At 40.0% G+C, this 18,992-nt stretch carries 16 protein-coding genes and 2 pseudogenes; 16 read left to right on the top strand and 2 right to left on the bottom strand.

The genetic code is table 11. The annotated features are described in order from the left end of the window. The first annotated feature begins 116 nt into the window (after window positions 1-116). The 13 genes and pseudogenes from NSQ34_RS14955 (at window position 117) to NSQ34_RS14895 (ending at window position 12,728) form a co-directional block, all read left to right on the top strand. Window positions 117-1,142 (top strand): methionine ABC transporter ATP-binding protein, encoded by a 1,026-nt coding sequence (locus NSQ34_RS14955; RefSeq protein WP_061110360.1) that lies wholly within the window; start codon window positions 117-119, stop codon window positions 1,140-1,142. Beyond that, window positions 1,135-1,803 (top strand): methionine ABC transporter permease, encoded by a 669-nt coding sequence (locus NSQ34_RS14950; protein ID WP_024423401.1) that lies wholly within the window; start codon window positions 1,135-1,137, stop codon window positions 1,801-1,803. The genes NSQ34_RS14955 and NSQ34_RS14950 overlap by 8 nt, the downstream gene beginning before the upstream one ends. Window positions 1,804-1,817: 14 nt before the next feature. Continuing rightward, window positions 1,818-2,639 carry a methionine ABC transporter substrate-binding lipoprotein MetQ gene (metQ, locus tag NSQ34_RS14945; RefSeq protein WP_024426003.1) on the top strand — a complete coding sequence of 274 codons (822 nt, stop codon included), beginning with the start codon at window positions 1,818-1,820 and terminating at the stop codon, window positions 2,637-2,639. Between the two features lie 103 nt (window positions 2,640-2,742). Continuing rightward, window positions 2,743-3,111, top strand: coding sequence for a carboxymuconolactone decarboxylase family protein (locus tag NSQ34_RS14940; protein WP_003212803.1), 369 nt, complete (start codon window positions 2,743-2,745; stop codon window positions 3,109-3,111). 215 nt (window positions 3,112-3,326) lie between these two features. Continuing rightward, window positions 3,327-3,461, top strand: a complete 135-nt coding sequence (locus NSQ34_RS14935) for a hypothetical protein (RefSeq protein WP_254965641.1) — start codon at window positions 3,327-3,329, stop codon at window positions 3,459-3,461. Between the two features lie 213 nt (window positions 3,462-3,674). Further along, window positions 3,675-4,460 (top strand): Fe-S cluster assembly ATPase SufC, encoded by a 786-nt coding sequence (gene sufC / locus NSQ34_RS14930; RefSeq protein WP_176967226.1) that lies wholly within the window; start codon window positions 3,675-3,677, stop codon window positions 4,458-4,460. 18 nt (window positions 4,461-4,478) lie between these two features. Beyond that, on the top strand, window positions 4,479-5,792 hold the full coding sequence (gene sufD / locus NSQ34_RS14925) for a Fe-S cluster assembly protein SufD (protein WP_176967227.1): 1,314 nt from the start codon (window positions 4,479-4,481) through the stop codon (window positions 5,790-5,792). Continuing rightward, window positions 5,792-7,012: a cysteine desulfurase gene (locus NSQ34_RS14920; protein WP_041107713.1), complete on the top strand. Its 1,221-nt coding sequence runs from the start codon at window positions 5,792-5,794 to the stop codon at window positions 7,010-7,012. The genes sufD and NSQ34_RS14920 overlap by 1 nt, the downstream gene beginning before the upstream one ends. Further along, a complete protein-coding gene (gene sufU, locus NSQ34_RS14915; protein WP_041115744.1) occupies window positions 7,002-7,448 on the top strand; it encodes a Fe-S cluster assembly sulfur transfer protein SufU in 447 nt (148 codons plus the stop codon). The genes NSQ34_RS14920 and sufU overlap by 11 nt, the downstream gene beginning before the upstream one ends. 17 nt (window positions 7,449-7,465) lie before the next feature. After that, window positions 7,466-8,863 carry a Fe-S cluster assembly protein SufB gene (sufB, locus tag NSQ34_RS14910; RefSeq protein ID WP_007500362.1) on the top strand — a complete coding sequence of 466 codons (1,398 nt, stop codon included), beginning with the start codon at window positions 7,466-7,468 and terminating at the stop codon, window positions 8,861-8,863. A 418-nt stretch (window positions 8,864-9,281) separates the two neighbouring features. Continuing rightward, window positions 9,282-9,848 carry a TetR/AcrR family transcriptional regulator gene (locus tag NSQ34_RS14905; protein ID WP_176967228.1) on the top strand — a complete coding sequence of 189 codons (567 nt, stop codon included), beginning with the start codon at window positions 9,282-9,284 and terminating at the stop codon, window positions 9,846-9,848. A gap of 57 nt (window positions 9,849-9,905) precedes the next feature. Then, entirely contained in the window at window positions 9,906-11,762 is a 1,857-nt protein-coding gene (locus tag NSQ34_RS14900; RefSeq protein ID WP_268456007.1) for an alpha/beta fold hydrolase, read from the top strand. Window positions 11,763-12,204: 442 nt separating this feature from the next. Then, window positions 12,205-12,728, top strand: a pseudogene (locus tag NSQ34_RS14895) (ATP-binding protein). A 1,051-nt stretch (window positions 12,729-13,779) separates the two neighbouring features. Here the strand turns inward: NSQ34_RS14895 and NSQ34_RS14890 are convergent. Then, a pseudogene (locus NSQ34_RS14890) lies at window positions 13,780-14,420 on the bottom strand (NAD(P)H-dependent oxidoreductase). 82 nt (window positions 14,421-14,502) lie between these two features. On the opposite strand from NSQ34_RS14890, the gene NSQ34_RS14885 reads away from it, so the two are divergent. After that, on the top strand, window positions 14,503-15,435 hold the full coding sequence (locus NSQ34_RS14885) for a WYL domain-containing protein (RefSeq protein ID WP_061110048.1): 933 nt from the start codon (window positions 14,503-14,505) through the stop codon (window positions 15,433-15,435). A 78-nt stretch (window positions 15,436-15,513) separates the two neighbouring features. Here the strand turns inward: NSQ34_RS14885 and NSQ34_RS14880 are convergent, their stop codons facing one another. After that, window positions 15,514-16,719, bottom strand: a complete 1,206-nt coding sequence (locus NSQ34_RS14880) for a DUF418 domain-containing protein (RefSeq protein ID WP_061110047.1) — start codon at window positions 16,717-16,719, stop codon at window positions 15,514-15,516. Between the two features lie 250 nt (window positions 16,720-16,969). Between NSQ34_RS14880 and NSQ34_RS14875 the strand changes: the two genes are divergently transcribed. Both NSQ34_RS14875 and NSQ34_RS14870 read left to right on the top strand, forming a co-directional pair. Next, entirely contained in the window at window positions 16,970-17,665 is a 696-nt protein-coding gene (locus NSQ34_RS14875; RefSeq protein WP_061110046.1) for a response regulator transcription factor, read from the top strand. Continuing rightward, window positions 17,652-18,959 (top strand): HAMP domain-containing sensor histidine kinase, encoded by a 1,308-nt coding sequence (locus NSQ34_RS14870; protein WP_061110045.1) that lies wholly within the window; start codon window positions 17,652-17,654, stop codon window positions 18,957-18,959. Before NSQ34_RS14875 ends, NSQ34_RS14870 begins: the two co-directional genes overlap by 14 nt. The last annotated feature ends 33 nt before the right edge of the window (window positions 18,960-18,992 follow it).

Below are 18,992 nucleotides of genomic sequence, written 5' to 3'. Positions count from 1 at the left end.
TGCAGTTAGGTCTTTTTTACTGACCTGGCGTCAGGCTAGAGTCATGACAGAAAGAAGAATAAATAACGTATGTGATGGAAACCTATAGATTCAGCAAGAAAGCAGGTGATCAGACTGTGATTCATTTACAGAATGTATCAAAAACGTACCATTCAAAAAGCGGAAATGTTGATGCCGTGAAAGACGTCAACCTGGATATTGATAAAGGTGAAATATTCGGAATTATCGGGTATAGCGGTGCAGGAAAAAGCTCGCTTATTCGCCTATTAAACGGTCTGGAGCTGCCAACAGAAGGAATTGTTGAAGTGGCAGGCAACCGGATCAATGAAGTATCGAATGCGAAACTTCGGAAAGCAAGACAAGAAATCAGCATGATCTTCCAGCACTTTAATTTGCTTTGGTCAAGAACAGTGAGACAAAATATTATGTTCCCGCTTGAGATCGCAGGTGTACCGACATCAAAACGGAGAGAACGTGCGAATGAACTGATTAAATTGGTCGGTTTAGAAGGAAAAGAAAATGCATATCCGTCTCAGCTGAGCGGCGGGCAAAAACAGCGTGTCGGCATTGCGAGAGCATTAGCGAATGATCCAAAGGTTCTTCTATGTGACGAAGCGACATCTGCGCTAGATCCGCAAACGACCGATTCGATCCTTGAACTTTTGGCGGATATCAATAAACGACTAGGGCTCACGATTGTGCTGATAACACACGAAATGCACGTCATTCGCAAAATTTGTCATCGCGTCGCGGTCATGGAAAATGGACGCATTGTCGAAGAAGGCGAAGTATTACGCGTCTTCAGACAACCGAAGGAAGAAATGACGAAACGATTTGTGCAACAGCTTGCAGAACCAGAGGAAGCGAAAGAAACAATTGAGCACGTCTTAGAACGAGTAAAAGAAGGTCAGGTCGTACGGTTGTCCTTTATCGGAGATTCTGCCGAGCAGCCGCTGATCACTGAAATCATTCGATCCTTCAAGGTCGATGTGAACATCCTTCAAGGGAAGATTTCTCAAACGCAGGAAGGCGCGTTTGGAACACTCTTTATCCACATTAATGGAGAAGTGACTGAGGTAGAAAAAGCCATCGCCTATATCCAAAGCAAACAGGTTGAAATCGAGGTGATGACACATGTTTGAGAAATGGTTTCCGAACGTTGATTTAGACGTCATCTGGAGTGCAACAGGTGAAACGGTGTATATGACACTGATTTCATTGGCATTTGCCTTTGCAATCGGGATTATCTTAGGGCTCCTGCTCTTCCTTACAGGAAAAGGCGGTCTTTGGGAAAATAAACCGATAAATGCTGTCATCGGCGCTGTCGTCAATATTTTCAGATCGATTCCTTTTATCATTTTAATTATTTTATTACTAGGGTTTACGAAATTCTTAATGCATACGATTTTAGGCCCAAATGCAGCACTCCCTGCCCTTGTCATAGGGTCAGCTCCATTCTATGCACGTCTTGTCGAAATTGCACTGCGTGAGGTAGACAAAGGAGTCATTGAAGCAGCACGATCAATGGGAGCAAAAACGTCGACAATCATTTTCAAAGTATTGCTGCCAGAATCATTGCCAGCCCTTATTTCAGGTATTACCGTAACAGCAATTGCTCTGATTGGCTCTACTGCGATTGCAGGTGCAATTGGAGCAGGCGGACTTGGAGACCTCGCCTATGTGGAAGGGTACCAATCTGGTAATACAGATGTCACACTTGTAGCTACTGTGTTTATTCTCATCATCGTCTTTATTATTCAAATAATCGGTGATTTGATTACAAATAAAATTGATAAACGTTAAGGGAGGATTTATTCATGAAGAAATTGATTTTAAGTGCACTATTTCTAGCATTTGCAGGTATTTTAGCTGCGTGCGGTTCATCTAATAACGCAAGTGAAAGCAAAACCATTACGGTTGCCGCTTCAAAAACGCCTCATGCCGAAATTCTTGAAGAAGCAAAACCACTTCTAAAAGAAAAAGGCTACGATTTAAAAGTGAAAGTGCTTAGCGATTATAAAATGTACAACAAAGCGTTAGCTGAAAAAGAAGTGGATGCGAACTTTTTCCAACATATCCCTTACTTAAACGAAGAAAATAAATCAAACAAAGATTATAACCTAGTGAGTGCTGGTGCGGTTCACCTTGAGCCTTTCGGTATCTACTCTAAGAAATACAAATCAGTAAAAGATATTCCAAACGGCGGCACAATCATCATGACAAACAACGTAGCTGAACAAGGCCGTATGCTTGCCCTGCTGCAAAATGCTGGTGTCATCAAGCTTGATCCGAAGGTTGATACAATTAACGCAACAGTAAAGAACATTAAAGAAAACCCAAAGAACCTAAAATTCAAAAAAATCGCGCCTGAATTAACTGCGAAAGCTTATGAAAACAGTGAAGGCGATGCTGTATTTATCAACGTAAACTATGCGATCCAAAATAAATTGAATCCGAAAAAAGATTCAATCGAACTTGAGCAAACAAAGAACAACCCATATGCAAACATCGTTGCGGTTCGCAAAGGTGACGAAAAATCAGATAAGATCAAGACATTAATGGAAGTTCTTCACTCTGATAAAATCAAAGAATTCATCGACAAAAAATATGATGGTGCAGTATTGCCTGTATCTGAATAACAACATTTCAACCTCGCTTCTACCAAAGCGAGGTTTTTTGTGTATTTTTTCAAATCTCGCTCATAATAAAAACGTACAAATGACCTGAAGGGATGGAATCAAGATGAATGAACAGCATATGAGCGGATCCATGCAGCAATCACTGACTGATTATAAAACCGCAATGGGTGAATTCCAGAAGAAAATGCCGGTGTTTGGAAAGAAATTCAATGAATTTACGGAGCAGTGCTTCCAAAGCGATTCATTAACGCAAAAAGAAAAACAAATGATTGCCCTTGGCATCAGTATTCATGCGCAGGATGAATACTGCATGATTTATCATACAAAAGGAGCTCTCGATCAAGGGGCGACAGAAGAGAATTTGCTGGAGGTTGTCAGCGTGGCGGCAGCTTTTGGCGGCGGGGCAGCACTAAGCCAAGGAATCACTGTCGTTCAGCAATGTATTGATGAATTTGGAGGACAGACGCATTAAGGGAAGCATAACACGGTATTTTTCCATATCAGGGAGTTGAGCGCTTCTCATCCGTTTGTGTGAGAAAATATGCCAGCATAGGGTGTCATATCCCTTTTGAGTGAAGCCGCATACGTTTGCTACAATAAAGCTACACTCAAGGAAGGGAATGGTTTATTATTTGTTCGGACCATAGTACACTAGGATTGGATTATACCGCCGAGATGGAAAAGGCCATGCATCAAGCTCATGGCATGAGCTATGCAGAGTACGAAAGAGACCATGACTTAAGGATGAAAGTGGAATATAAACGAGAGCAGTCCTATCGAGATGAGAAAAGACAGCTCGCAAAAATGAATATACGAGGCTAATAATAGCTGAGGGGCGGGGAGAACAGTTTCCCGCCCCTTCTTTATGAAAACAGTCTTTTCGACATAAATCCTTTTATCTACCTGCTTTTTTTGTTAGAATTTTGAGAGCATCCTCTCACGCTTATCGTGAATGTGTTGTATTCAGTTTTAATTTGTTATAAAATTAGAATGAGAATAAATTGAGAATAATGATTATTTTGGAGGTATCGATATATGACTGCTTCGACATTAACAATTAAGGACTTGCACGTTGAGATTGAAGGGAAAGAAATCTTAAAGGGTGTAAACCTCGAGATAAAAGGTGGAGAATTCCATGCAGTAATGGGACCAAACGGAACAGGTAAATCTACTTTATCTGCTGCCATTATGGGTCACCCTAAATATGAAGTAACAAAAGGGAGCATCTTGCTTGATGGCGAAGATGTCCTTGAAATGGAAGTAGATGAGCGCGCTCAAGCTGGTCTTTTCCTTGCGATGCAATACCCATCTGAAATCAGCGGTGTTACAAATGCTGACTTCCTTCGTTCTGCAATTAACGCACGCAGAGAAGAAGGCGATGAAATCTCTCTTATGAAATTCATCCGCAAAATGGACGAAAACATGGAGTTCCTTGAAATGGAACCAGATATGGCACAGCGCTACCTAAACGAAGGTTTCTCAGGCGGGGAGAAAAAACGCAACGAAATTCTTCAATTAATGATGATTGAACCAAAGATCGCCATCCTTGACGAAATCGATTCTGGTCTTGATATCGATGCCTTGAAAGTTGTTTCTAAAGGAATTAACAAAATGCGCGGCGAAAGCTTCGGCTGCTTAATGATCACTCACTATCAGCGTCTACTGAACTACATCACACCAGATCACGTTCATGTCATGATGCAAGGTCGTATCGTGAAATCTGGCGGACCAGAACTCGCGCAGCGTCTAGAAGCAGAAGGCTATGATTGGATTAAAAAAGAGTTAGGAATTGAAGACGAAACTGTTGGTCAAGAAGCGTAAGCGTTAGGAGGATTATTGATGACATTAGAAACGAAATTATCAGTAGATCAAGATTATGTCAAAAGCTTCTCCGAGAAGCATCAGGAACCGGCATGGATGAGCTCCCTTCGCTTACAGGCTCTTGAAAAAGCAGAAGACCTCCCAATGCCAAAGCCTGACAAAACGAATATTTCAAAATGGAATTTAACGAAATTCAAACAGCATACAGTCGAAAGTGCGCCATTTGGATCATTAGAAGAGCTTCCAGAAGAAGTGAAATCTCTGATTGATTTAGAGGACACAGATAAGACAGTTTACATTCAGCGTGATCAAACGCCGGCCTATTTGTCTCTTTCAGCTGAAGCAAAAGACAAAGGTGTGATCTTCACTGATCTTCATACAGCGATCCGCGAGCATGGAGAATTAGTGAAACAATACTTCATGACAGATGCAGTGAAAGTGGATGAGCATAAACTAACAGCTTTACATGCTGCTTTAGTGAATGGCGGAGCTTTCCTCTATGTACCGAAAAACGTAGAGCTTGAAGCACCAATTCAAGCTGTTTATCTTCATGAAAATGACGAAACGACTTTGTTCAACCATGTCATCGTTGTAGCAGACGATCATAGTGCTGTGACATATGTAGAAAACTACATCAGTACAGCAAAACCGGAAGAAGCGATCTTCAATATCGTTTCTGAAGTGTTCACAGGCGCTAACGCCCGCGTCACATACGGTGCTGTAGATAACCTTGCAGAAGGAGTCACAGTATATGTAAACAGACGCGGTATGGCAAATGGCCGTGACAGTAAAATCGAATGGGCGCTTGGCCTGATGAATGATGGAGACGTCGTATCTGAAAACATCACAAAACTGATGGGCGACGGTACATTCGGTGATACGAAATCAGTTGTTGTCGGCCGAGGAAACCAAACAGAAAACTTCACAACAAGCATCATTCACTTCGGTAAAAATTCTGAAGGATATATCTTGAAGCATGGTGTGATGAAGGATCAAGCATCCTCTATCTTTAACGGAATTGGCAAAATCGAGCATGGCGCAACGAAGTCAAATGCAGAGCAGGAATCACGTGTCCTCATGCTGAGTGAGAAAGCACGCGGTGACGCAAACCCAATTCTTTTAATTGATGAAGATGATGTGACAGCAGGGCACGCCGCTTCTGTTGGACGTGTCGATCCAATTCAATTGTACTACCTCATGAGCCGCGGGATTTCCAAAGAAGATGCAGAAAGACTTGTGATTTACGGCTTCTTAAATCCAGTTGTAAAAGAACTGCCGATTGAAGGAGTTAAAAAGCAGCTTGTTTCTGTGATTGAAAGGAAAGTAAAATAATGAATATCAAAGACGTTCGTGAGCAATTTCCAATCCTTCATCAGCAAGTGAACGGACATGATTTGGTGTATTTGGACAGTGCAGCGACTTCTCAAAAACCAAGAGTGGTCATTGATGCAATGAATGAGTATTACCGGTCTTACAACTCGAACGTCCACAGGGGTGTTCATACCCTTGGCACAAGAGCAACGGACGCATACGAGGGTGCGAGAGAGAAAGTTCGTGCATTCATCCGTGCTTCATCTGTTCAGGAGATTATTTTTACTAGAGGTACAACAACTGCGCTAAACACAGTGGCGATCAGCTATGCTAGAGCCAACCTCAAAGAAGGCGATGAGATTGTCATTACGCATATGGAGCATCATGCGAATATCATCCCTTGGCAGCAAGCAGCAAAAGCAACTGGCGCCACATTGAAATACATTCCGTTACAGGAAGACGGCACGCTATCGCTTGAAGATGTGAAGCAAACGATCACACATCAAACGAAAATCGTCGCTGTCACACATGTCTCAAACGTATTAGGAACCATCAACCCGATTAAAGAAATCGCCAAAATCGCCCACGATCATGGGGCAATCATTGTCGTCGACGGTGCGCAAAGCACTCCGCACATGCAAATTGATGTTCAGGATCTAGATTGTGACTTTTTCGCATTCTCTGGGCATAAAATGTGTGGACCGACTGGCATCGGTGTGCTTTACGGGAAGAAGGACCTTTTGAATAATATGGAGCCTGCTGAGTTTGGCGGTGAAATGATCGACTTTGTGGATCTATATGATTCTACATGGAAAGAGCTGCCGTGGAAATTTGAAGCGGGAACACCGATTATTGCTGGAGCAGTTGGACTAGGAAAAGCAATTGACTTCTTGAATGACATTGGTATGGAGGAAGTCAGCCGTTACGAGCATCAGCTTGCGACTTACGCGCTTGAGCGCTTTAAGGAGCTTGACGGTGCGACTGTTTATGGACCGCAGCACCGAGCTGGGCTTGTGACGTTTAACTTAGACGATGTCCATCCGCATGATGCATCAACTGTTCTGGATACGGAAGGTGTCGCCATTCGTGCTGGACACCACTGTGCACAGCCGCTCATGAAATGGCTTGGTGTATCAGCGACTGCAAGAGCAAGCTTTTATCTGTATAATACAGAAGAAGAGATTGATCTACTCATTGCAGCGCTCCGTAAGACAAAGGAGTATTTTACGAATGTCTTTTAATGTAAACTTAGACACACTGTACAGACAAGTGATTATGGATCATTATAAAAATCCGAGAAACAAAGGTGTGCTAAACGACAGCATTGTCGTCGATATGAACAACCCAACGTGTGGTGACCGCATTCGTCTTACGATGAAAATCGAAGACGATAAAGTCACGGATGCGAAATTTGAAGGAGAAGGATGCTCGATTTCGATGGCATCTGCCTCGATGATGACGCAGGCGATTAAAGGGAAAGATATTGAAACAGCTTTGAAAATGTCTCAGATTTTCTCCGATATGATGCTAGGAAAAGAATACGACGATTCCATTGATCTTGGTGACATTGAGGCGCTACAGGGAGTGGCAAAATTCCCTGCCCGCATCAAATGTGCAACATTATCATGGAAGGCGCTTGAAAAAGGCGCATCTGCCGAAGATAACGGCAAATCATAAGATTGGAGTGAAAATGGATGGCTAAAAAAATGCCAGATGTTGGTGAATATAAATACGGCTTTTCTGATAAAGACGTTTCCATTTTCCGTTCAGAGCGCGGACTGACAAAAGAGATCGTTGAAGAAATTTCTCGTATGAAAGAAGAGCCTCAGTGGATGCTCGACTTCCGTTTGAAATCTCTTGAGCACTTTTACAACATGCCGATGCCACAATGGGGCGGAGATTTAAATGCATTAAACTTTGATGAAATTACGTACTACGTAAAGCCATCAGAGCGCTCTGAGCGTTCTTGGGATGAAGTACCAGAAGAAATCAAACAAACCTTTGATAAGCTTGGTATCCCAGAAGCAGAGCAAAAATATTTAGCTGGTGTATCTGCTCAGTATGAATCTGAAGTTGTGTATCACAACATGAAGCAGGATCTTGAAGATCTAGGAATTGTGTTTAAAGATACAGACAGCGCATTAAAAGAGAACGAAGACATCTTCCGTGAGCACTGGGCAAAAGTCATTCCTCCGACTGACAACAAATTTGCTGCGCTTAACTCGGCTGTATGGTCTGGTGGTTCATTTATCTACGTACCAAAAGGCGTAAAAGTAGATACTCCACTTCAAGCATACTTCCGTATCAACTCTGAAAACATGGGTCAGTTCGAGCGTACACTGATCATCGTTGATGAAGGCGCACATGTGCATTACGTAGAAGGCTGTACAGCTCCAGTTTACACAACAAACTCACTTCACAGTGCGGTTGTTGAAATCATCGTCAAAAAAGGCGGCTACTGCCGTTATACAACGATTCAAAACTGGGCAAACAACGTCTTCAACCTTGTGACAAAACGTACAGTATGTGAAGAGAATGCAACAATGGAATGGATTGATGGAAACATCGGTTCTAAGCTGACAATGAAATACCCAGCAGTCATCCTAAAAGGTGAAGGCGCTCGTGGTATGACATTAAGTATTGCTCTAGCAGGTAAAGGTCAGCACCAAGATGCAGGTGCGAAGATGATTCACCTTGCACCAAACACATCTTCAACGATCGTATCGAAATCGATTTCCAAACAAGGCGGTAAAGTCACATACCGAGGAATCGTTCACTTCGGACGCAAAGCAGAAGGTGCACGCTCAAACATCGAGTGTGATACACTCATCATGGATAACAAATCAACGTCTGATACGATCCCTTACAATGAAATCTTAAACGACAACATTTCATTAGAGCACGAAGCAAAAGTATCAAAAGTATCAGAAGAACAGCTATTCTACTTGATGAGCCGCGGAATTTCTGAAGAAGAAGCAACAGAAATGATCGTCATGGGCTTCATCGAGCCATTCACAAAAGAACTGCCAATGGAATACGCCGTTGAAATGAACCGTTTGATTAAGTTTGAAATGGAAGGTTCAATCGGTTAACCGTTGATATAGCGGGGATTAAAGGTGTTTAGATGTTATATTTATATTAAGCACCCACAAAGCGCCCACAAAATTTAATTATTGAACATACCGCAGATACATTTCCTTTGGTCCTCAATTTTTGGGTGACATGGAGATACGTGTCTGCGGTTGTTTTTTATACTAGAATGTCTTAACCTTTCCCCATACATAGTTCTTATTCAAAATGTTTACAGCATGGCTATGTCTCAATGCATGTCTTTTACAAACTTCTTTGAAATACTCTCTCACAACATTTGTTATGAACCTTTTAAAGGAGAAATGATTTTACCTTTAAGGCCGCAACAACTTCGAGGTTCAGATCAACTTTATTCAAAATAAATACTTGCAACATTTAAATTAGTACTGTATAGTTCTAATTATGACAAAGGCAAAATTAATGAATCAAAAGCGTGTACTTGAAGTAGCTGCAACATTATTTTTGGAAAAAGGGTTTGCTTATACAAGTATGGATGAATTGGTACGTGTAAGCAAAGTGTCAAAGTCGAATGTGTATTATCACTTTTCTAATAAGGAAGAATTATTAGAAGGGGTCGTTGATTATTGGATTGACATGTATCAATCTGCAATTGATGACGTAATGTCTCAGACCCAATTTTCAGTTGAAGATCGTATCCAAATGTTTTTAAAGCAATTATCACAAGGCGTCCAGTCGAGAGAGTATCAGGGAGGCTGTCCATTTATTACTCTTTATATTCAAAGTCCTGTACAGGCCACGCAAATAAAAGAAAAAATAGGTTTATTTTTTACAGGATTACAAAAGAAAGTTTCTCTATTACTGAAACAAGGTGTAGAGAACGGGGAATTCAGAGATACGATTCAGATTGATGAGGTGGCATCACTTTTTATTACAAATCTTGAAGGAGCGTTATTTATTTCAGAAACATTGAAGGATGCCACTGTCATCACAAAAACAGCAGATCATTTATTTAACTTGCTTCGATAAAGAAGCATTTTTTTTACATCAAATTAGTACTATGTAGTACTAAAAAGGAGCCTTCATATGAAAACAGTATTTTTAATTGGTGGAACAGGCTTTATCGGAAAGCAATTAGTCGAAGAATTAGCCAAAGAGGATGTGAACATTCTTCTTTTAGTGAGGTCGAAAAGTAAAGCGACACGCATTTTTCAAGAAAGAGGCATTTTAAAAGAGTCAGTGATGCACTTTGTTGAAGGTGATTTGACGAAAATAGATTTAGGTCTAAGTGCTGAAGATAAGGAAAGGGTATTGAAAACGGATGTGATCATTCACGCAGGAGGCCCCATGGATATTCAAGCGACAAGTAATGAGGCAGCTTCCGTCTTTTTAAATGGCGCCAAACATATGAGTGAATTAGCTAAAAGTATTCATCAATCGAAGGGCTTGCATCAATTTATTCATGTTGTCGGTTATATGAGTCCCTTTGATGATCAAAATAGCAAGGTTACAATTGATGTGTTTAAAGAAGGAAACAACTATTTGAAAATAAAAAATCCATATGAGAGAACAAAATTTTTAGCAGATCTTTATATCCGTCAACAGGCATCAGCAATAGGTTATCCGCTGTCTGTCATTAATCCGCCAACTGTGGTCGGTAGTAGTAAAACAGGGAGTACAGAGCAGATAGCAGGATTAGGTTTGCTTGTAAAGAGTATGCGAAGAGGGCTCATGCCAGTGATTCCTGGAGGTAAAGGATATAGGCTGCCACTGATTTCAAACGATATGTTTGCGAAGTTTATTGTGCAGGTTTTCAGGATGGAGCAGCCGGCTATTCAAACATTTACACTTGTTGAAGACAAAGAGCATGATCAGAACATTGCTGAATTATTAAGTGTGATGTCGGAAAGTATGAATATGAGGGCACCAAAAATCTCTGTCCCAATGCCGCTTATGAAAACAATGATGAAAAGTGGAGTCAGTAAAATAACAAACATTCCTTCTGATGGACTCAATTTTATGACTAAACGAACATTTCCAAATGCTTCAACGAAAAAAATGATGGGAGGAGATTGGTTTAAGAAGACGAGCGTCATGAACTTTTTACCTGCCGTAGTAGCTGATCTGGATTATCGCATGATGGATCAACATGGTGAGCGTCATCATACATTTGAGCGAACATTATGCGATAACAACACCCTTTACCAATTACAAGGAGAAGGGAAACCGTTTATTTTATTACATGGTTTATTGAGTGATGGAGAGGATTTATTCCCTTTAGCACAAGAGCTTCATGAAAAAACGGGTCAACCTGTATGGATCTTGGATCTTCCAGGTTTGGGGCGTTCCCCATTTAAACGAGAGAAACATCTTCTAGATCTCTATTTGAATGTAGTGAAAAAGGTATTGGAGAAAGCGGCTCATGGTGCACATCTAATCGGCCATTCATTCGGTGCATTTATTCTACTGGAAGCACTGGGGAAAGGGTACATAGATAAGAAGTATTCAATCACTTTACTTCAGCCGCCACTTTCCAAAAAAAATGCTAAATCGCTAAATGTTCCTCAATGGATGAACAAATGGTCTTTAAAATTAGCAACTCCTAAAATGATAGAGCGTTATTTATTAAGTAATGGTTTGTTTGAAAGGACGGAAAGCATCCCTGAACATTATATTGAAAAAATCAGAAACAGTTTTACGTCTCCTAGAATTTTAAATACGACGGTTCAGCTTAATCATTTACTATTGAAAAACGATCAAGGGGCAATCAATGAAGTAACAAAGGATAATCTTCATATGATTTGGGGGGAGTATGACAAAGGCTATTATCTTCCATCGCATCTTGGAAAAGTTGATATTGTTCCATACGGCCATCATTTTCCTCTTAGCCATCCGAGTGAAACGGCAGCATTGGTTATAAAAAATAGTTTTACTAGCAGTTGAGAATGTGGGATAAATAAAGAATGTCGTAATTGAAATGAAATCGCAGTGCTTGTGATCCCGCCGTTGCACACCAACTGAAAGATTTTATAAAACACCCCAAAACGAAAAATGAGATTTATATGACAAGTTAGCACAATTTTTCTTTTTGGGGAGTTGTTCTTAGATTGATGATGATGTGGGCTCACCTACAGAACACTAACAAGCTTCTGACGGTTCAAAATGTTATAAGACGCATAATAAATATAAAACGTGGGAATCAAGTAGGATGGCTGCATGGCATTTTTAAATTGTAGCGGCATGAAGAAGCAGCATTGCATTTCATAAAAGCTGGAGATTATTTATTTAAGATTGTACAGGAAGTATCATGAAATTGCTTGTTCATGATGGTTCTAATCATTCACTATCTCTTAGTGAATGAATTACTATCTTGGTAGTTGAAAATATGGATTTACTAGACTTTGGGGAACGTATAGAAAATTTCGCGAAGTCACAATTAAAATCAAGTGCGGTCATGTTTGCGCTTGGTAAGTTTTGCGAGCTTTTTGGAATGAATGTAGAAGAAAAAACAGCGGAATTTATTGATGAAGCATGGATATTTACAGCTTCACCACAGGGTAAAAAGTAGAGCTTCAAATGAGACGTATTGGGTGTTCTTACAACAATGCTGTGTTCTTTGTCTCTCAATCCACTAAGGACGCACTTCATGAAGATGACACTGGGAACTTTGGTGTAGCATTCGCCTTTGACGAACCAAACGAACGTGAAGAACTTGAAATGGATGAACCTTGAACCAAGCGAGGAAAACAAAATATGCTTGAATCCATGTTTCAAGGTCAACGCTTATTTAAGGACATTTATGGGCGTACAGCTAAAATATCCATTGAATGCTTGTTTGATGAGTGGAAGGGTGCTTTCGAGACCATTAATAAAAGTGATGTTGCGTATGCTGAAGAAATGTATTTGTAATTCTTGAGTTAACGACCTTAAACTTGTCACTAATTAAAAAATTACACATACCCATCTACATGTATATAGATATATGTTATTTGTGTTTTTGTGTTATAATCCAGATATACGTCATTTAACATAATACTCGTTAATCTGCAATTATGTTAAATGAATCTTACTACACTTTTTTAAAATAAAACCATTGCAATGAATTAGAGCATTAAAATAAAAATTATCCATAAAACACAGCATAATAGATTAAACAAAAGTATTGCAATTAAAACACATCTTCTCTTGTATTTCTGTTCATTTTCCATCGATAAAGGGCGGAGAGAAGGCGGGAGCATGGCGGTATTAAACGAAAGATTATACTCGAGGCGCAACAAATAATTACAAAATGATGCCTTTACAGTTTGTTTTTTGAAGCTGGAGGTGAAATAAAGCGTAAGTATTGCTTTAATAAATAACAAATAACATATATTGAGACTAGTGAGTCTTATCCGATGATGTCTTCTAATTAGAGAAGGCGGAGGACAAACAAAAAATGGCCCAATTAAGGACCATTTTATGAAGTGTAGCTTACTTGATTAGAGTGATTAAACTCACAATCAAGTGAGCCAAAGCTATCACGATGAGGATAATAGTGGATAGCTTCATATTTTTCACCTCCTTTGAGGTGGAACGAGCTTGGGCTAGTGCAATAGCCTAGGCTCTTTTTTGATTATACCTTAAAACATCCATCAATTGGTGTGTTTTATGTAATATTGCTAAAAGCACCTGTGGTATTAGGCACGACAAGGAATTGATGATCGTCAGTTTAGAACATTGGCTCTTGATATGATAGAAAACAAATATTTTTGATAGAATGTTCAAATGACTGGTTGGCAAGGCAATAGCTTAGGGTGTTGTGAATATGGCATTGTGGGAAGGACAATGTTATCACTGTGTGAATCAGAATCAAAGTATGAACGTGAATAACAAACAATATTGTCGAAATGGAAAATTGTAAAAAAGACCCAAAACGTTGACAACATACGTTTTAGGTCTTTTTGTTTTTGAAAAATAGAAATTAATTAGGTGCATAAAACTTCTCTAAGGTTTTCGTCATATCATCAGATGCAGATTGTAAGATCGCATCTTGTTCTAAAATCGCTGTTCCTTGTGCTCGGACAATATGAAATTGATGAAACCCCATCAAGTTTTGAAATATTTCTTTTAGGTAATAATGTGAAAATTCCAGAGGTGTATATCGATCGTGATTTGTGAAAATTGAGCCGCTTGCTTGAAGTAAAAGTACACGATAATCGTCAGTCATCAGACCAACAGAACCATTTTCTGTATATTTGAACGTTTCTCTCGCAATAAAGATATTATCTATATAATCTTTCGTGAAGTCACATTGAAATTATGAACAGGTGACACGATCACAATTCGATGATGTGCTTTGAATTGAGCCAATAAAGCAGATGAAGCAGCGGCGATTTTTTCCTCGGCAGCCGTTAATGCTTGTTTGGATGCTTGCTTATCCCAAATTCCTAGCAGCTGTTCTTTTTCGATACGAGGAATTTCAGTTCCATATAAATGTAAAATGGTTGGTTCCTCATGAGGAAACCTTTCTTTAAATTGTTTTAAAAATAGTGTTTGCAGTTTGTTTGAATAACTTTCTCGATGAGTGAAATCTGGGTGCGCGTTAATGATTAATGTTTGCATGTACATGCTCCTTTTCTTTTGATAAGCTGAGTATAAATGATAAAGGTGACAAAAGAAGGCACCTTTTTAAGAGGGAAAACAAATGAAAAAATCAGAACGATTAAACCAAGAACTTATTTTTTTAAGCGATAAACACTCTTTTCAGTTAAAGGACTTACAATCCGAATTTGGCATTTCTAAAAGGACGGCTTTAAGAGATATAGAAGAGCTAGAGTCAATGGGTTTAGCTTTTTACGTTGAAAATGGAAGACATGGAGGATATCGACTGGTGAATCAATCTCCATTGGTTCCTATTTATTTCAATATTGAAGAAGTCCAAGCTATTTTTTTCGCTCTTAAAGCGCTAGACCTGGTGTCAGCAACACCATTTAAAAAATCCTACTCACAAATTCGGCAAAAGTTGTTTGCCACAATGTCTGATGAGAGAAAGCAAATGATTACGGAGACTTTGGATGTGATTCATTACTATAATGTCGCACCAGTTAGTGAACAAAATCATTTGGAATTGATTTTACAGGCAATGATGAAAGATCAAATCGTGAAGATGACGTACACTCAATATGAAAATAAATGGATCAGGCTGCAATTTCTTGAGTTGTTTTATCGAAATGGCATTTGGTTTTCTCAAGCATATGATGTTCAAAATAAAAAGTGGGGCATCTATAGATGTGACTTTATGAAGGACATGATGATTGAAGAAGAAATGAGAGACACATTTACGAAGGATGAATTAAAAGAACTGCAGCTCGAGTACGAAAAAACTTATCATGATATCTCATTTAAATGTCGATTAACGGAACAAGGAAAAGAAAAGTTTTTGAAGCATCATTACCCAAATATGAGATTGGAGATCATTGATCAGATTCCTTATATTGTGGGTGGGTACAACCAAGAAGAATTATCGTATATGACACACTATTTGATGTCTTTTGGGAAACATGTGAAAATTGAATACCCAGATGAATTGAAAGAAAGTTATTTGAATCAATTGCGAGAAGTGATTGATCAGTATTGAAAGTAAACGAATTGTCTCTGAATCACAAAAAACTCCACATATTAAAAGAGGCGAATTATAGCAATTCGCCTCTTTTTTTTACTTCGCCGCATGAAAGGTATTTGTTTTCGGTTGATCATCAACCTTCCCATACGTCAGCTGACGCCAGATAAACTCCATCGGACCGTATTTAAACCGCTTTAACCATAATGTACTAAAGAGCAAGAGGAAGACATAAACCCCGAGTCCAATCATGAACGTGCCAGCCGGCTGAAGATGATCGGCAAGTCCGGCTCCATATTTCAGAAATAGCATTGTGCCAATGATGGAGTGAAGCAAATAGCAGGTCAATGACATCCGTCCAACTTTGGTAAAGACCATCAAAGCACCACGCAGCTGAGGGACGTGAAGAAACAGCATCGCAAGTGTACTCATATAGAACATACTGCCTGTTAATCCGCCGTTTTGTTCAAGGGCAGAGGCTATGTTCATCCAGAGTGTATTTTCAAAAGGATTGACCGCTGTTATGATCGTACTGCCTTGGGTGATGAGAAAAGCAATAGCAAAAATGATCCAAATGCGATTCCAAATCGCTTTTTTCGCCTCCATGTTTTTGAAAAACTTCATTTTCACAAAATACACACCAAGTAAAAACATGAAAAACATAGAATAGACGGTGGAAAAAGAACTGGAAGCCATTGTGACCATATCTGTCCACCGATCACTAATTGATGCTAAATAAGTCAGACTGTTGTGGCTGGTCAGCTCGAAATCAGCAAAATCCGGCTTGGCTGATGATGCTGTGTTCATGGTATTGAACAGCATCGTGAAAAAAGGTGTAAGCAATTGAATCACAAATAGTGTAATCAGCCAGTATAGGATGGTTTTAGCTGTGCGTTTGTAAAAGAAAAGCAATAAAAAGCCAGCGACTGCATAATAGGCCAAAATGTCACCAATCCAAACAAAGGTCAAATGCAGAAGGCCAAATCCTAAGAGAATGGTTAATCTGCGGGCAAACAGCTTGTTCGGGCTGTCCACCTTCTGAGCAGCTCGGTCCATAAAAATCATAAAACCAACCCCGAATAGAAAGGAAAACAGTGTAATGAATTTCCCCGAGGCAAACCAATTCACCACATTGTGAAAGACATCATTTGACAGCATGTCAAATCCCTTGGCTGAATCCACGATCAAAAAGTAATTGACTAGAATAATCCCCATTAAGGCGAATCCTCGTACAATGTCCAAGAAATGAACCCGTTCGCGCAGACTCATCGGTTGTCCGTGTGCTACTTTGTTTGCATTCATATCCATGCTCCTTTTCTTGTTATGATAAATGTAATGCGGATCAATTCATCGATCCTTACAATGAATCAATATACGGCCCAATTCTTAACAATTTATGAAGATCCAATTTTTTGAAAATGAATGTGACGAATTGATGGCAGATGATCAAATTCATAAACTGTTAAGGTTTATGCTGTATCTTTTCATATAGCTAGATGATATATAGTAAAGACATAAAAGAAAGAGCATCACATTACATGAGGTGAGAGACATGACCCATCGAATATTAGTCGTAGAAGATGATCAGGATATTGGTGACCTTCTGCAGGAATCCCTTACACGTGCAGGATATGAGGTGCTAAGAGCGATGAATGGCGAGCAAGCATTGAAGCTTGTGGAGGATTCGCTCGATTTGGTGATCTTAGATGTGATGATGCCGGGGCTCTCAGGCATCGAAACATGCCAACACATAAGAGCCTCATCTAACGTTCCGATTCTATTTCTGACAGCCAAGTCGAGCACTTTCGATAAAACTGAAGGATTACTTGCCGGCGGGGATGATTATATGACAAAGCCCTTCTCAGAAGATGAGCTTCATGCTAGAGTCATTGCACAATTACGCAGATATACCATTTATCAGGAAAAAAGGGAGCAGGAAGATACGTTTCTTGTCGGGGGCAAGCTGAGGGTAAGTGAAGAATTTAATGAAGTATGGAAAGAAAGCCAGCAAATTAAGCTTTCTGATCTAGAATATCGGATGTTAAAGCTGCTCATGAGCAGGCGAAACAAAATATTTTCTGCTCAAAATATTTATGAAAGCGTGTGGGGACAGCCCTATTTCTATTGTTCCAACAATACGGTGATGGTGCATATTCGAAAGCTTCGTGCCAAAATTGAAGATGATCCTGCGCGTCCTGTATATATCAAAACTGAATGGGGAAGAGGATACCGATTTGGCACATCGTAAATATACACTGGCCAAAAAGCTGTCACTGCTGATTTTGGCGGCTGCAATCGTGAGTGGTATTGTCTTTTTGACGCTGCAAAAGATCACCAATGATTTGATCGATGGATATTTGAGTTCAGACGAGTATTACGAGCAGGAGTCAGCCAAGTACATTCAAAAATTCAGCCGCTATGTGTCTGAGAATGAGCTGTCTTCAACGGATCGAAAAGCGTTTGGCGAGTGGGTGAAAAAAGAAAATTACATTAATTTGACCATCTTCAAGGATCAAGTGCTGCAATATGACTCTATTTATTCCGCTGACGATGAATCGGCGTACGGAAAAGAAAGGATGACCCAGTACGCTGAGCATCATTCATATCCGGTTCAGTTTAGCGACGGTAAAGGCTGCGTCATGGTGGACGGTTTCTATTCATCTCGCTACCACGATCTTGCCTTTACACTCGAGCTGCTCGGGGCGACGCTTATTTTTCTCCTCATTGTTCTTCTCGGTATTCGCAAAAGTCTGCGCTATCTGCAAACGATTCATCAAGAGATTCATATTCTTGAAGGCGGAGAGCTGGACTATGAAATGACGGTAAAAGGGCATGATGAATTAGCGATGATTGCCAAAAGTATTGAGGATCTGCGTAAAGCCTTTTTGGACAAGCTTCAAGCCATTGATGAGCTGCAAGAAGAGAGCCGCAGCTTGGTCACCGAAATGTCCCATGATATGAGGACACCGCTGACGTCGCTGATGATGAATCTGGAGTTTGCGAAAAAAGAGGAGACTGGAGCGGATACCCGTAAGGATCAATATATAGCGAGTGCCTACGGGAAAGCACTGCAATTAAAAAATCTGTCTGACAATCTGTTTGCCTATTTTCTGCTGGATAAAGAACATGAATCTGAGCTTGAGACCGTTGCAGTCAAAGAGGTGATTTACGATCTTCTGTCAGATCAGGTGGCCATCCTGCATCAAGAGAACTTTAAGGTTCATCTTTTAGGAGAGCTGCCTGACAGCTATATCAATGTGAATGTCGAACTGCTTGGCCGAGTATTTGATAATGTGATGTCCAATTTACGGAAATACGCAGATCCTAAAAAGGATATCAATCTCACGTTTTTATCCGATCAAGAAATCTTTGAGATCCATGTCAGCAATGCGATAAAAGAGACAAAGGTTACGCCGGAAAGCAATGGACTTGGTGAACGAAGTATCAGACGAATGATGACCCGCATGCACGGGCAGTTTGAAAGTATAGAAAGGAACGATGTTTACTACATCGTGCTGCGATTTTGGAACATCAAAATGTAGAAAACAAATGAATATACTGGAATGGAGAGACAG

It is taken from the genome of Bacillus sp. FSL P2-0069 (assembly GCF_038593315.1).
Classification (GTDB): Bacteria; Bacillota; Bacilli; order Bacillales; family Bacillaceae; genus Bacillus; species Bacillus safensis.
Note: the sequence above shows the minus strand (reverse complement) of the source record. Positions and strands in the feature narration are given on the sequence as shown.